Origin of the sequence: Xanthomonas sp. SHU 308, assembly GCF_000364645.1 — a bacterium.
Taxonomy (GTDB): Bacteria; Pseudomonadota; Gammaproteobacteria; order Xanthomonadales; family Xanthomonadaceae; genus Xanthomonas_A; species Xanthomonas_A sontii.
The window spans coordinates 1-15911 of the sequence record NZ_AQOK01000205.1 but is presented as its reverse complement, the minus strand read 5'-3'; the positions used below and the strand labels follow the sequence as shown (position 1 = coordinate 15911).

The 15911-nt window shown below is 68.8% G+C and carries 8 protein-coding genes; all 8 read right to left on the bottom strand.

What is annotated here, in order from left to right; genetic code table 11:
* A partial coding sequence (locus D588_RS0107960) for an ABC transporter permease (protein ID WP_017915592.1) occupies positions 1 to 2219 on the bottom strand: 2219 nt, incomplete at its 3' end.
* A complete protein-coding gene (locus D588_RS0107955) occupies positions 2216 to 2986 on the bottom strand; it encodes an ABC transporter ATP-binding protein (RefSeq protein WP_017915591.1) in 771 nt (256 codons plus the stop codon). The genes D588_RS0107955 and D588_RS0107960, both read right to left, overlap by 4 nt.
* 21 nt (positions 2987 to 3007) lie before the next feature.
* The gene (locus tag D588_RS0107950) at positions 3008 to 4201 is read right to left on the bottom strand and encodes an efflux RND transporter periplasmic adaptor subunit (protein WP_232764255.1); all 1194 of its coding nucleotides are present in this window, start codon (positions 4199 to 4201) and stop codon (positions 3008 to 3010) included.
* A 204-nt stretch (positions 4202 to 4405) separates the two neighbouring features.
* Positions 4406 to 5347 carry a glycerophosphodiester phosphodiesterase family protein gene (locus D588_RS0107945; RefSeq protein WP_017913590.1) on the bottom strand — a complete coding sequence of 314 codons (942 nt, stop codon included), beginning with the start codon at positions 5345 to 5347 and terminating at the stop codon, positions 4406 to 4408.
* Positions 5348 to 5366: 19 nt separating this feature from the next.
* Positions 5367 to 8279, bottom strand: a complete 2913-nt coding sequence (locus D588_RS0107940) for a TonB-dependent receptor (RefSeq protein WP_017915589.1) — start codon at positions 8277 to 8279, stop codon at positions 5367 to 5369.
* A gap of 247 nt (positions 8280 to 8526) precedes the next feature.
* On the bottom strand, positions 8527 to 9180 hold the full coding sequence (locus tag D588_RS0107935) for an HAD family phosphatase (protein ID WP_051067850.1): 654 nt from the start codon (positions 9178 to 9180) through the stop codon (positions 8527 to 8529).
* Positions 9181 to 9404: 224 nt separating this feature from the next.
* Complete coding sequence (locus D588_RS0107930; RefSeq protein ID WP_198526744.1) at positions 9405 to 14294, bottom strand: alpha-2-macroglobulin; 4890 nt, start codon at positions 14292 to 14294, stop codon at positions 9405 to 9407.
* 368 nt (positions 14295 to 14662) lie between these two features.
* Positions 14663 to 15694 (bottom strand): hypothetical protein, encoded by a 1032-nt coding sequence (locus D588_RS27785; protein WP_157836442.1) that lies wholly within the window; start codon positions 15692 to 15694, stop codon positions 14663 to 14665.
* Between the last annotated feature and the right edge of the window lie 217 nt (positions 15695 to 15911).

Below are 15911 nucleotides of genomic sequence, written 5' to 3'. Positions count from 1 at the left end.
CCCAGCACCTGCCGCCGCAGCCGCGCCGGCGGTGCGCCGAGCGCGGCGCGCACGCCGAACTCGTGCTGGCGCGCGGCCACCGCCACTGCCATCACCGCATACAGGCCAACCGCGGCCAGCAACAGCGCCAGCCCCGCGAACAGGCCGACCAGCAGCAGGTTGAGCTTCTGTTCGCCGGTGGTGCTGGCGACCAGCGCCTGCATCGGTTGCAGCTCGGCGATCGGCTGCTGTGGCGCCACTTCGTCGATGGCGGCACGCAGCGCGCGCTCGTCGGCACCCAGTGCGCCGGCCCGCAGATGCACCGCATAGGTCAGCGCGCCGAAGCCGCGGAGGATCTGCCACATCGGCTCGCTCATCTGTGCCAGCGGCTGGTACACGGTCGGCTCCGGCGGCTCGGCCGGGCTGGTGTGGCGCACGTCGCCGACCACGCCGACCACGCGCATCGACACGCGCTGGTCGCCGCCGTCGTCGGGCAAGCTGACGATCTTGCCCAGCGCCTGCCCGTGCAGGTAACGCGCAGCGAAGCTCGCGCTGACCACGCAGACCCGCTCGCCTCCGGCCACATCGCTGTCGGCGATCCCGCGCCCGGCCAGCAAGGGGATGCGGAAGACCTCCAGGAACTGCGGCGTGGCCAACCGGTACTGGCTATCGACGGACGGCGCGCCATCGATCTCCACACTCCAGCTCAACCGCGTCGCCGTCGGCGGATTGGTCGACACCCCCACGCGGTCGATGCCAGGCACCTGCTGCAAGCGCGCGACGATGCGCCGGGTCTGCTCCACCGCATCGGCCGCGGTGACGTAGCGCTCCTTCACCGGCGCCAGAGTGAACACCACCGCCGAGCGGCTCTCGAAGCCCATCGGCACCTCCGCCAGCTTCTGCAGGGTGCGGGTGAACAGGGCCGCGCCGATCAGCAGCACCACGGCGATGGCCACCTGCGCGATCACCAGGACGCGGCCAAGACGGCCGGCCTGCAGGCTCCAGCCGCCGCGCCCACCGCCAGCCAGTTCAGTCACCAGATTGCGGCGGCGGCCGCGGACGATGCCCAGCGCTGCGGCCAACAGCGCCGTCGCACCGCCGGCCAGCAGCGCAAACAGCACGCTGGCGCCGCTCAGATGCGGCGCCTCGCCGCGCATCCACATCAGCGGCACCCAGCCGCCGAGCAGACGCAGCCCCAGCCAGGCCAGCACCAGGCCGGCCAGGCTGCCGAGCGCGCCGATCAGCATGCCTTCGGCCAATGCCGGCAGGCTCAAGCGCAGCCACGAGGCGCCCAGCGCGGCACGCACCGCGCTGTCGTGGCTGCGCCCGAGCGCGCGCAGCAGCATCAGGCTGGTGAGGTTGATCGCGGCGATCAGCAGCACGCAGGCGGCCGCGGCGAAGAACAGCCACAGGGTGTTGCCGCTGTTGGCGGCGTACAGGCTGTCCTGCAGCGGCAGCGCGTTGGGCGGCCGTCGCTGCAGCGACGCCCACCACGACGCGTCCATGTGCGGGCTGTTACGCAACAGGGCCTGGAGCGTCGTCGCGGTCTGCGCGGACGCCGCGGCCACGCTGACCCCGGGCCGCAACCGCGCCACCACGATCTCGTTGGTGGACAGGTTGGTCGCGGCCAGGTCCGGCTGCATGTTGCGGATCAGGTCGAACGGCTCGGCCCAGGGGAAGGCCGCCGGCAGCACGCCGACGATCTGCACCGGCTTGCCTTCCACCTGCAGGGTGCGTCCCACCGCGGACGGGTCGCCATCGAAATAGCGTTGCCAGAAACGATGGCTGAGGATCACCGCCTGCGGCCCGCCGGGCCGGCTTTCTTCGTCGTTGAAGTTGCGCCCGGCCGCCATCGGCAGGCCGAGCGTGCGCAGGAAGCCGGCATCGGCACTGATCGAGGCGACCACCTCGCTGGCAGCGCCGCGGGCGACGTTGGCCGGCACCGGAAACCCGCGCGCGATGCCGGTGGACTGCAGGCTCGACATGCGCCGCAACACCGGGTAATGGCCGGGCGCAGCGACATTGCGGCCAGGGTCGCTGTACAGGCCGAGGGTGACCAGCCGCTCCGGCTGCGGGAACGGCAGCGGCTTCAGCAAGGCCTGGTCGAGCAGCGCGAACACCGCGGTGGTGGTGGCCACGCCCAGCGCCAGGGTCAGCACCGCCAGCAGCAGATAGCCCGGCTTGCGCGCGAGCGTGCGCCAGGATTGCCGCATCTCGGCCCACTGCAGGGCGGCGCTCATCGTGCCTGCCCCGCGGCGCGCGCCGGCAACGCCACGTCCTGCTCGTGGCGTAGCCGCTCGAAGGTGTCCTCGTCGACGATGCGGCCGTCGAGCATGTGCACGATGCGCTGCGCGCGCCGCGCGAACGCCGGATCGTGGGTGACCATGCACAAGGTGGTGCCGTGGTCGTGCAGTTGTTCCAGCAACTGCATCACCGCCTCGCCGTTGCGGCTGTCCAGGTTGCCGGTCGGTTCGTCGGCGAGCAGGATCGCCGGGTTGCCGGCCAGCGCGCGCGCCACCGCCACGCGCTGCTGCTGGCCGCCTGACAACTGCCCGGGATAGTGCTTGTGGCGATGCTGCATGCCGACCAGTTCCAGCACCTCGCGCACGCGCTGGCGGATCTGGCTGCGCTGGGCGCCGTCGCGGTAGGTCAGCGGCAGCGCCACGTTCTCTTCCACGGTGAGGTCGGCGATCAGGTTGAAGGCCTGGAAGATGAAGCCGATCTCGGCATTACGGATGCGCGCGCGACCGACCGTGTCCAGCTCGGCGACGCTGCGGCCGTTGAGCCGGTAGGTGCCGCCGCTGGGCGCATCGAGCAGGCCCAGGATCGACAGCAGGGTCGACTTGCCGCAGCCGGACGGGCCGGTGATGGCGACGAAATCGCCAGGCGCCACGTCCAGTGCGATCTCGGCCAGGGCGTGGGTCTCCACTTCCTCGGTGTGGAACACCTTGCTGAGCCCGTGCAGGTGGATCAGCGGCGTGGCGGATGGTGCGGGAACTGCGGTCATGCGGGATCTCTCCTGGTGAGGCTAGCGTAAGCGCAAGGTGGCGTCGGCATTCCACTGGCTGGTGTCGGACAGCACGACGCGGTCGCCGGCGCGCAGGCCGGCGCGGACTTCGATGCGGTCGCTGGAGGCGGCGCCGAAGCGCACGCGGATGCGCTGCGCGGTGTCGCCGCCGTCGCGCAGCACGAACAGGCTGCCGGCGGCGTTGGGCACGGCCAGCGCCGGGCGCGGGATGCTGACCACGTCGCGCAGCGTGCCGAGCACGATGCGGCCGTCCACCGACAGGTCCGGGCGCACGCCGGGCGGCAACGGCGGCGTCAGCCGCACGTCGACCGCCACACTGCCGCTGCGCACCGCCGGATCGATCCGCGCCACCTGCCCGCCGACCACGCCGTTGTGCGTGTCCACCGCCACCGGCAGGCCTTCGATCACGTCCTTGGCCAGGATTTCGGGCACCTGCAGGCGTGCCAGCAGGTCGTCCGGGCGCGCCACCCGCGCCAGCTTGGCGCCGGCCTCGACGCGTTGGCCGGGCTCCACGTCCACTTGTTGCAGGATGCCGTCGCTGCCGGCACGCACCTGCAGCGAGTCGGCCTGTTGCGTGGCGATGGCCAGCGCACTGGCGGCCTGCTCGCGCCGTGCCTGTGCCGCGCGCAGTTGCGCGGCCATGTTCTGCCGGAACGCGGCGACGCGCTTGCGTTCGATATCGGCACGGCCGCGTTGCTGCGCCTCGACGATCTGGCTCTGGGTCAGGTCGATCGCCGAGATCGCGCCGCCGTCGTGGCCGCGCCGGTAGGCCTTGGCCTTGATCTGCGCGATCTGCAACTCGGACTCGGCCTGCGCCTGCAGCGCCTGCTGGTCGAGCAGTTGCGAGGCCAGCGCGGCGTGCAGTGCGGCCAGGTCGGCATCGGCGCCGGCCAGCGCAGCGCGGGCGCGGTCCAGGCCGGCCTCCAGTTCCGGGTTGACCAGTTGCAGGATCGGCGTATCGGCCAGCACGCGCGCGCCGGCCTCGACCCGTTGCTGTTGCACGGTGGCCGGGGCCCCGGCGGTGATCCAGCGGATCTGCCGCGGCACCAGCACGCCGTTGGCGCGGACCTCGCGACGCATTTCACCGCGCGTGGCCGCATCGATCCACACTTCGCTGCGCGCCACCCTTGGTGCGGCGCGGCCGCCGCCGAGCAGCGCCACGCCCAGGACGATCGCCACGGCAGCGGCTGCCACCAGCCAGCGGCGGCGGTGGCGCCAGAACGAACGGTTCGGTGATTTCGCGATATCCATGCCTGCTGTACAGCAGGCTGCATGCCAATCGGCGAACCGCGCTAACCCATTGAATCCGTTGCGCCGCGACCGCGGCGCGCGCGGTCGCGGCGTCCGCAAGCGGTCGCGCAGCGACCGATTACGGACAGTTGAACGGCCATGCGCCGGTCAGGGCTTTTCCAGCGACGCGCGATAGCGCAGCAGCGCTTCCGGTTCGTCGGTCTGGAAGGCGCCGATGCCGGCGCGGTACAGCCGCCCCCACACCGCCTCCGGATCGCGCACCGCATCGGCATCGCCACCGACGTCGGCGACGAAGCCCTCCCACAGCGTATTGACCAGCAGCCGCACCTGTCGCTGCCTGGCCAGCGCCGTCACCGCCGGCAACTGGGCCAGACGCATCCGCGGCAGTTCGATCGCCACCGGCCGCACCTTGCCGTCGGTCTGGGTGCGCACGGTCTGCACCAGGTCGTCGGTGCCCGGCGGGTTGAGCAGCACCGGGGTGAAGTTGATCCGGTCGAACGGCGGCATCGACGCCAGGTCCTGGCTGGCGACGCCGACTTCGGTCTTGACCACCACCTGCCGCTCCATGCCGGCGCGGCGCACCGCGTCGACCACCTCGGCGTAGATCGGCGCCTTGACGTCGAGATTGAGCATGATCCGGCCCTTGGCCGCGGCCAGCATCTGCTGCAGGGTCAGCGGATGCTGGTCGGTGAGCGGCGCGTCGGCGCCGCCCTCGTCGTCGCGCAGGCGCAACCGCGACAGTTGCGGCCAGGTCAGTTCGGCGACCTTGCCGGTGCCGTCGGTGGTGCGGTCGACGGTGGCGTCATGGAACATCACCAGGGTGCCGTCGCCGGCGCGGCGGATGTCGGTTTCGAGCATGTCCACGCCCAGCGTCACGCAGCGCTCCAGCCCCAGCAGCGAGTTCTCCGGTGCGTGCCCGGGAAAGCCGTGCGCGGGCGCGGGATTGTGGCAGCCGCGGTGGGCAACGACGAAGATGCCGCCGTCGGGTGCGGCCAGGCGCGCCTGGATCGGGGCGATGGCGGCGATGGCCGGGGCCGTCGCGGTCAGCAGTGCGGCAATGATCGCGCCGCGCGAGAAAAGCAGGTTCATGGAAGGTCTCCGGCAACGGTCACAGCGACGGGGTGAAGCGCAGGCCGAGCCAGTAGGTGGTCGGCATCGAATAACTGTCCTTCAGCAGGTTCTCGCCGGGGCCGGTGAAGCTGGTGAGGCGGCTGTGGGTGACATTGCTGATCTGGCCGACCACGCTGAGCTGCTTGCTCACCGCCCAGGTCGCCGACAGGTCCAGCTGCGAACGCGGCGCCCAGTACAGATCCTGCCAGGCGATGTTGCTGACGATGGCGCGCAGCGCCTTGCCCTGACGGTTGTAGGCCGCACGCAGTTCGACGCCGCCGACGGTGTAGAACAGCGAGGCGTTGGCGGTGTAATCCGGCTGCCCGACCAGGCGATCGACGGTGCGCTGGCTCTGCACCAGGTTGGGCGCGCTGCCGCTGGTGAACGGCACGTCCATGCCGCCATCGAGCAGCGCCAGGTTGGCGCTGGCGCCCAGGCCGGACAGCGCCGGCACGCCCGGGAACAGGGTGTTGAACACTGCGCTCAGTTCCAGGCCGCGCACGTGCGCCTTGGCGGCGTTGGCCGGAGTGCTGATCAGCACGTTGGAATAGGTGGTGCCGTTGAAGCTGAACTGGTCGGTGCGCGAGAGGGTGAAGATCTCGTCCTGGATGCGCTTGTCGAACAGTGCCGCGGCGAGCATGCCGTCGAAATCGTCGGGCAGGCGCCATTCCAGCGACAGGTCCAGGTTGGTGGACACGCGCGGCTTGATGTCGGGATTACCGATGGTGACGGTCACGCCCTGCGCGTTGGGATTGCCCATGTCGCTGCTGTTGACGAAGCCGATCGAAGTGCGCGCGGCGTAAGCGTCGTAGGGCGGACGGCCGAGCGTGCGGCTGGCGCCGGCGCGCAGGTCGAGGCGGTCGTTGACGTGGTAGGTCATCACCGCCGACGGCAGCACCTTGGCGTAGCGCGACTCGGTCGGCGCATCGACGTAGACGTAGCTGCCGGTGGTCGCATCCAGTTGCCGCTGGCGGCCGACGGTGGACTGGTCGGTATGGTCGTAGTGCAGGCCGGCTTCCACATCGAAATCGTCGGCGCGATAACCGACCAGGCCGTAGGCACCGAAGATCTCCTCGCGATGGCTGAAGTTGTCCTGGTTGCTGAAGGCGCTCTGGTCGGTGCGGTTGAACGCGCTCAGCGGCGTGGCGCTAAGCACCTGGTTGGCCTTGTCCGGATCGATCGCGATCAGGTTCAGGCCCAGATAGCGCATCGGCGCATTGGACGGCGCCAGCACGTCGGCGATCTTCAGCGGCGGCGCGCTGCGGTTGGGCTGGTATTCGACGCGGTAGATGTCGAAACCGGGTTCGTCTCGGGTGTAGCTCAGGCCGCCGCCGAAGCCGAAGCCGCGGTCCATCTCGCCGCGGTTGAAGGCGTAGTCCAGGCGGCCGGTGAGCACCTTGTCGCGCGCATTGCGCTGGTAGTCCGGACGCCAGTACAGCAGGCTGTAGTTGTCGTAGTTGTAGTACGCCTGCGCCGCCATCGGGAAGCGCTGGTTGAGTGCAGAGGTGTCGTAGTTGAAGCCATAGGCCGCCGTCGGCACCACGGTGACGCCGGGGCCGGTCTGCCCGGTGGGCACCGCCGCCGGGCGCTGCGCGCCGGTGACGTACTTGATCATCTTGATCGGTTCGGCATAGGTGGCATCGGACCAGGACGCGCGCGCCGACAGCACCTGGCGGTCGTCCGGGCGCCACTCGAAGCCGGTCTGGCCGAGCTTGGTGCGGGTGGTGGTGATCTGGTTGGAGTAGCCCACCTCCACGTCGCCGACCGGGTACGTGCCACTGGTGGCGGTCTGGTTGTAGACGCGGTTGCGGTTGCGCGGATCGAGGATGACCTCGTTGCGCTCCATGTTGTCGCGGAAATAGTAGTAGCCGGCCATGGCGTAGGCCTGGAGGGATTCGCTCAACCGCGCCTCGAACTTGCCGGTGAGACCGTAGCGGTCGCGCTTGTCCATCACGTACCAGTACTTGTCCTGCTGCGGCACGGCCCAGCCGTTGCCCAGGTTGGTGCCGCTCTGCAGTGCGCCGCTGTTGTCGTAGAACCCGTAGTGCACCGTGTCGGTGGTCATGTGGGTTTCGGTGTAGCTGCTCAGCGTCTGGTAGTTGCCGGACAGGGTCAGGCCGTACTGCCCTTCGCTGCCGAAGGTGCGGCTGCCGGTGGCGAGCAGGCGATAGCCCGGGTCGTCCTGGTCGCGCGGCTTGCCGACGTCGTTGGCATGGCCCAGCGAGGCCTCGGCGGTGAAGAACGGCTTGCCGCCGTTCTCGAACGCGCTGCGGGTCTTGAGGTTGATCGCACCGCCGGTGGCGTTCGGGTCCAGGTCCGGAGTGAAGGTCTTGATGACCTGCAGTTCGCTGACCATCGAGGCCGGCAGGATGTCCAGGCGCACGCCGCGGGTGATCGAGCCCAGCGTGCCGTTGGGCGTGCCCGGCGAGGCCACGGTCAGGCCGTCAATGGTGACGTTGTTGTAGGACGGGCCGAGGCCGCGCAGCACCGGGGTGGCGGCTTCGTCGCGCGGATGTTCGTTGTCGGTGGCCGGCAGCACCGACAGGCCGGGGATGCGGCGCAGCGCCTCGACGATGGTGGTGTCCGGCAGCGCACGCACGTCGGTGGAGCTGACCACGTCGGTGATGTTGGTGGCCGCGCGCTTGCTCTCGATCGCGGCGGCATTGGCTTTGCGCACGCCGGTGACCATCACGCTGGACAGCGTGGTGGTGCCGTCGGCGCTGGCGGCGGCGTTGGGCGTGGTGTCGGGCGTTGCGTCGCCGACGGCCGGTGCGGTGGCGGCCGCGACGGCGCTGGCGTCGGCGGCGAGCGTCGCCGTGGTGGATGCGGCGTCCTGTGCGAGCGCGGCCTGGCAGCTGGCGGCGAGCGCGCAGACGATCAGCGCGCGGCGCCGATGGGTGAGTGGTTGCATGGCGATGTCCCCTGGTTGACCGAATTAAGTAACTTAAAGTTCGTTATTTAATCCCAGGGATATGACGCTGCGATGGCGGCCAGCGGAAAGCCTGGCGACACCGCACGCCCGGCGATGGCAACGGCGTTCTGTACGGCATCGGCCAACGGCCGGCCGCTCGCAGGGCTTGGAGCGGCCAATGGCATCGCTGCCGGCGCAACGGCGCCGGCACCGTGATCGCCAGGGCGCGGCGACGGCGCGGCGCGGATCAGGGCGCTGGCGCGCGCGGCGGCAGCAGGCCCAGCGCGACCAGGTCCTCGCGCAAGGTGACGGCGTCGCGGAACTGCAGCGCATGCATGCCGGTGGCCGCGGCGGCGTGCACGTTGCGCGGCGCGTCGTCGATGAACACCGCCCGCGCCGGGTTGATCGCATAGCGTTCGCACAGCAGCGCGAAGATCGCCGGGTCCGGTTTGACCAGGCGCTCCTCGCCCGACACCAGCACGCCCTCGAACCACTGCAGGAACGGATAGCGCTCGCGCGCGATCGGGAAGGTCTCGTGCGACCAGTTGGTCAACGCATACAGCCGCACGCCCTGCCCGCGCAGTTCGTCCAGCACCGCCACTGTGGCATCCAGCGCCCCACCGAGCATCTCCGGCCAGCGCGCGTGGTAGGCGGCGATCATCGGCGCATGCGTCGGATGCAGCGCACTCAGTTCGGCCACCGCCTCCTGCCATGGACGTCCGGCATCCTGACGCTCGTTCCACTGCGGGCTGCACACCTCGCGCAGGAAGGCTTCCATCGCTGCCTCGTCGTCGAACAGACGGCGGTACAGATAACGCGGGTTCCAGTCGATGAGGACGCCGCCAAGATCGAATACCACGGTGTCCAAGTGGGGGGCTGCAGGCGGGGAGGATGCGGGCATGACAGGATCCAGGAACGAGAGGGGGACGCAGCGGCGGACCAGGCGTGCGCCGGCGGCGGCGCGCTGGGTGCGGCGGTCATGGTAGCCGTCCCTTCTGGCTGACAGTGCTGGTCGGCGGCCCCTCACCCCCGGCCCCTGGGGGTTGGTGCGGGGTTGCTGGTGGGGTTCTCTGGCGGTCGGACCCTCACCCCCTGCCCCTCTCCCGCAGGGAGAGGGGGCTTTGGTCAGGGCTGCACGACGTTGATCGTGCCGGGGTTGCTGCGCCCCACCCCGCGCAGGTCGGGACGGTACATGTCCTCGACCAGCGACGGCGGCACCGTGTAGGTGCCCGGGGTCACCGCGCGCACCAGGTAGAACACCTGCGCCTTGCTGCCCGCCGACAGGCTCAGCGCGGCCACGTAGCGGTCGTCGCGGAACTCCTCGTGCTTGACGTCGGCGGCGTTGGAGCGGTCGCTGATCTCGATACCGTCCACCACCACGTCGGCCCACTGCTTGGCGTCGCCCAGGTTGAAGTTCTCGATCTCCAGGCCGGCCGGCAGCAGGTCGGTCAGCAACGCGTCGGGCATGCTGGTGTCGGAGGTGATGGTGACGCGCACGATCAGCGCCTCGCCCTCCTTCAGCGGCTGCGGCGTCCACGGCTTGCCGTCGGTGCCGTAGAAGCTGCGCTCCACCTTCAGCGTGCTGTCGTCGGCCGCCGGCGGGGTGCGCGGCACGCCGGCGATCTCCAGGCTGGCGTACAGCGGCGGCTGGCCCTGCGGCACGAAGTGCACGCCGCGCGCCAGCTCGGCCTCGCCGAACTGGCGGCCGAAGGCCTTGGCCGGGGCGATCGCCTCGCTGCTGTCGCCGATGCTCAACTGCCCGGACACCTGCGCGGTCTGGCTGTTGAGCAAGGCCTTGCCCATGCGCGCCAGCGCCACCTGCTCCTGCGTGCTCAGCCACAGCCAGCCACCGCGGCGGCGCGCGTCCAACTCGCGGCCCAGCGCCATCACCCGCGCGTCGTACTCGGGCTTGGCCAGGCCGCGCTCGTGCAGCAGCGCGATCATCAGCGCGTCGTCGCGGACCACGCTGCCGTAGTCGCCGAAGTAGCGCGGCCGGTCGGCGCTGTCCTTGGCGAAACCGGCGGCGATCGCCGCTTCGCCGCGCTTCTTGTCGCCCTGCAGCGACAGCGCCACGCCCAGGTGCACCAGCGACAGGCCGGTCAGCGCCTTGCTGCGGTCGTTGTCGTACAGCGCGCGCAGCGTGCCCAGCGGCGCGCGGTTGACCCGCGCCAGCACGTAGCCGGACCAGGCCTGATTGGCGAACTTCAGGTTCTCGCGGCGGTCCTGGCCGTAGAAGTTGTTGCCGCCGGACAGCAGGTCCTCGCTGAGCCGGTTCAACGCCTTCTGCAGCACGTTGTCGGGCACCGCGAAACCGGCGTCCTTGGCGTCGAGCAGGAACTCGGCGATGTACGGGGTCAGCCCCGGATTGACGTAGCCGTCGTCGCCCCACATCGAGAAGTGGCCGCTGGAGACCTGCATCGAGGCCAGCCGCCCGAACGCGCCTTCCATGCGCGCGCGGCGCGTGGCCGCATCCAGGCCCTTGACCCCGAGCAGGCGCGCGGTGGCGTCGTCGAGCAGCAGCGCCGCGTAGCCCTTGCTGGTGGTCTGCTCGGCGCAGCCGTAGGGGTATTCCAGCGCGCCCTGCAGGGCGCTGGCGAACGGGATCGGCGGCAAGGCGCTGACCAGCATGCGCGCGTTGACCGAGCCGGCCATCAGGCCTTCGGCATCGCTGGCGCCCAGCGTCACCGGCGCCAGCGTGTCCAGCACGCGGGTCTGCGTGCGCAGCACCGACGGCCACGCCGCGCGCACCGGCAGGTCGTAGCGGCGGTCGGCGGCATAGCCATTGCCCTCCACGCGCACCCGTACCTTGGCCACCGTATAGCCTTCCTGCGCCACCAGCGGGAAGCTCAGCGTGGCCTTGCCGTCCTTGCCCAGCTTGGCGCTGCGCGCGTTGTCGGCGATCGCCAGCGGGCCTTCGCCGTCCACGCGCACCTTGAACTCGCCCGGCTGGCCGGTGAAGTTCTGCACGTCCAGGGTCACCGTGCTGCGGTCGCCCGGCGCCATTACCCGCGGCATGCTGGCCTCGGCCACGATCGGCGCGCGCACCAGGGTCTCCACGTCGCGGTTGCCGTAGCGCTCGTCCGAATAGACCAGCGCCGACACGCGCAGGGTGCCGTTGAAGTCCGGCACCGGCAACTGCACGCGGGCATTGCCCTTGGCGTCGAGCTGCACCGGACCCGAGAACAGGTCCACGGTCTGCACCCGCGCGGTCGGCCGCTTGGCCTGCGGCAACGCCGCCAGCGCCATGTCGCCGCCGAAGCGCAGCTTGCCGGTGCCGCCCTCGAAGCTCTCGATGACCCGGCCGTAGATGTCGTACGCATCCACGCCCAGGCGCCGCTGCGCGAAGAACTGCGCGTTGGCGTCGGGCACCGGGAAGCGGGTGATGTTGAGGATGCCCACGTCCACCGCGGAGATGGTCACGTGCGCCTGCTTGCCGGCCAGTTCCGGCACGCTCACCGTCACCGGCAGCGGCTGCTCCGGACGCATCTGCTTGGGCGCGACCAGGCCCACCGCCACGCGCCGGGCCTTGCGGTCCATCGGCACGTAGGCCACGCCGACCGCGCGCGCCGGGGTGATCTTGCTCGGTGCCGAGCCGCCGCGGAACACCAGCGCGGTGACGTAGACGTCGTGGCGCTCCCAGTCCTTGGTCACCGGGATCTCAAACGTGCTGCCCGGCTTCACGTCGATGTCCTGCACGTACAGCATGCGGTCGCTCTCGACCATCAGCAGGCCGGGGCCGGCGTGCGGCGGGGTCAGAGTGACCTTGAGCGTGTCGCCGGCCTTGTAGCCGGTCTTGTCCAGCGCCAGCTTGACCTTGTCCGGACGCGCATCGAGGCCGCGGTTCTCGTCGTTCCAGCTCCAGCCCGCATGGAACGGATAGCGCGTGGTCAGGCCGGTGGCCGGGTCGAACACGTCCACCCGGTACTCGCCCCACTCCACCGGGAAATCGAACTTGGCGGCGCTGGCGCCGGCATCGACGGTGAGCGTCTGCTTGTTCTCGAAGCGACGGGTGAAGTCGTAGTCCCAGCGGTTGTCGGTGAACGCCCAGTGGTAGTCGCGCAGCTCGCGCACCAGGGTCACCTTCAGGCCCTTGGCCGGCTGCGGCTTGCCCTGCGCATCCACGCGCATCAGTTCGAAGCGCGCGTTGGCGTTGGCGTCGGCACCGTCCTTGTCGTCGAACAGCGGGCGCACGCCGACCAGCGCCGGCGCCGGCCACAGCACGCGCTTGAGCGTGCGGGTGACGGTGCGGCCGCCGGTCTCGTACACGCTGGCCGAAACCAGCGCGGCGATGGTGCTGGTCGGCTTGGCCTCGTCGGGCAGCGCCAGGTCCTCGCTGAGCTTGCCGTCGGCGCCGAACTCGGTATCGACCACGTCCTTGGCTTCGCGCGGCAACTGCAGGGTCGGGTCGCCGAAGAAGTAGCCCGGCAACGCCTCCACCGGATGCTGCTCGACCGCCACCGCCAGCTTGGCGGTGAAGCGGTTGCCCGCGGCCGGCGCGCCGTACAGGTAGGCGGCGGTGGCCTGCAGCTTGAACGGCTCGCCCGGCTTGAGCGTCTTCTGCGTGCTGTCCAGGTCCAGCTTCATCCGCTCGGGCAGGAACTCCTCGATGCGCAGGGTCATGCCCTGCACCGCTTCCTTGCTGGTCGGGTCGGTGCGGAACTCCACCTGCCAGCGCCCGGTCGGCGCATCGGCGGGGATCAGCTGCTCGAAACTGAAGTAGCCCTGCTCGCCCGGCTGCAGCCGGGTCTCGCGGAAGATCTTGCCGTCGGGCTGCTTGAGCCGCAGGAACACCGGCTGCGCGCCCTTGCCGTTGGTCGGCACCGGCTTGCCGTCGTTGTCGCGCAGCAGCGCCGACACCCGCACGGTCTCGCCGGGGCGGTACAGGTCGCGGCCAGACCAGGCGAACACGTCGAACCAGGCGTTCTCGCGCCCGGCCACCGCGAACTCGCTCAGGTCCAGCGCCGGCTGGTTGAACGGCAGCATCGACAGGTCGGTGCCGCTGCGCGCCACCAGCACCTGGCCGGCGTCGAGCGTGTAGTTCAGCAGCGCATTGCCGTTGTCGTCGGTCTGGCCCTTCAGGAACAGCTCGCCGTCGGCGCCGAGCACGCGCAGCTCCACCTTCTTCAGCGGCTCGCCGCTCTGCAGCGAGGCGGTGTGCACGAACAGCTTGTCCTTGTAGGCACGCGCGTGCAGGCCGATGTCGCTGACGGTGAAGAAGGCGGTGTCGTACTCGTTGTCGAACTTGCCGGGGCGGCGCAGCACCGCGAAGTACAGGCCCGGCGCCTGCAGTTCCTTGATCTCCTGGATCGGCAGGTAGGTCAGCGCGCGCTCGTTCTTGTCGCCGCCGAGCACGAAGCGGTTGACGTAGACCGAGTCGGCCATCTGCGAGATCGGGGTGTGCTCGCCGTACTCGCTATCCAGTTCCCAGGTGCCGCGTCGGCCGCCGCGCTGGTACTGGGCGAAGAACGTCGGCAGCGCGCCCTCCTTGACCCGCATGAACTCCACGTCCACTTCCGGCACGTTGAGCGAGACCACCGGCAGCCCGCGGCTCTCGCGCGCCGGCAGCACGCTGCCCTGCGAGGCGAAGCCGACCGCCGGGGTCAGTTCGCCGGTGTAGACCTTCTGCTTGAGCGGCTTGCCCAGGCGGCTGCCGTCGGCGGCCAGCAGATCGGCCGAGATCACCACGGTGTAGTCCTTGGCCGCCTCCACGTAGGGGTAGCGCAGGGTCTTGCCGTCGTCGGACAGCGACCAGGCGCTCTCGTCGGTGCCGACCTTCTCCTCGAAGCGCAGCAGCTTGTCGAAATCCTGCGTGCCGACCAGCGGCCGCGAGAACTCCAGCGCCAGCGACAGCCCGTCGCTCTTCTGGTCGGGATAGGCGCGGACCAGGCCGAAGCCCTTCATCGCTTCCTTCTGCCCCTTCACCGGCTCGCCGCTGGCCTCGGGCAACTGCCCGGATTCGTTGCGCTTGCAGCCGCCCAGCGCCAGCGCCAGGCCCAGCAGCAAGAACGTCCCCATCAACCCCGCGCGCAGGCCCGCCCAGCGCCGCTTCGAATCCGTGTGCATGCGTTCGCTCCGTGAATGTGGCGGGAGTATAGAACGTCGGCGAGAGCGACACAGAGGTAGCGTCACAACCGAGGCGGAAGTCTTACCAGCGCAGCCGCCTGAGGGTCAGACCAGGCTATTCATCGCGGAATCGCCGCACCGATCATCGCGATGCGCCGCCAACCCGAGCCAGGTCAGGGGGAGCCACGAGGGGCGGACCATCAGCGCAGGCATGCCAGAGGATTCACACGCGACGCGCTACTTCCGAAACGATGAATTGATCCGCCCCCCCAAAGGAAGCTACGCCATCACAACCATTGATCGAGCATTGACGGCCCTCGTTAATGCTGCGCCTCGCCACCTTTCACTTGCTGCGGCCCCGAATCTGCTGTCGCCGGCTGGCGAAAGGCAACACTAGCAACCACTTGACAATATGACACGGCTGCCGCGAACGTCGTCGGCACGTCGCCCTCTATCTTCATCACATTGCGCAAACCAGCCTCTTTTTCATAGATCGCGGGAAATGAAGCACCATCCTTTTCAAGCAACCGCTGGAGTCGCTCAAGCAAAGGACTCTGATATTCGTAAGCCGGAAGCACGATACAGGCCCGCGCACCCGATGCTTCCGCGACTTCACGAATAGCCGCCTCAAAGGAATCGGCATGCTGGACGTCATCCAAAACCATCTGCAGATCCTTTGACTCGCCCGCGACGCGATAGAACACGCTCCCGGGCCGAACCAGGAAAACAAAAAGATGCGGCCCGACTATTTTGTAGTTATTCTCTCGCAAGCGCTCGCGGTCGAATTCGCGAAACAAAGGCACCGTACGCCCATCCTCCAGAACTTGCCTCACATAGATTTTGCACTGACCACCCTCGACCACGAACTCCACTTCGTAATCGACTCCAGGCTCGGGAGTCCAACTGATGCTTGGCGGTAAAAAGAACTTACTCCTCTTCCTCTCCGGCAAGCGCGCTTCCTCAGAAGGTATACATTGCGCATGCCCATGAAGCCCTGCGTACACCCTAATCACTTGACCTGGCGTGAGACGATACTCACGAAAGTAAGGGTTTATACGAGGACTTTCGTCCAAGCTCCGCGTCGCCTGCGTTTCAGGAATACCAATTGATATATTTTCCTCTTTATGCATGAACCAGCGATTCCCACTGGCCCTTGAGTCCTGCAGGGTTACCGCTTCGCCCCCGGGCTTGTTCGCGTTTGCACGAAAGCTCACTGAAGTATCACTAGATGCGAAAACGCGCAGGCGCGCTTCTTTTTGCAGATCAACTGATGAATCTGCTGCCTCAACAGCAGTTTGCGTTAAAAATGCCACCAATAACACTAAAAATCCGCCACGAATAAGCTTCTTCATGCACATCCCTATGATTATTCATGCACTGACGATTGAGCCCATGTTAGCGGCAATCAGGAAATTATCTTTAACGCACTCTATTGGGGCGTCACTCCAGTCACGATAGCTGTAGGTCACGGACCAATGATACCCACGTTAGACGCATGGCCCCGCTTTCAAGTCACGCCTAGGCCTTTACCCTAGCTGTGATCTCTCAGTAGGTTGTTCATCCGGGGCA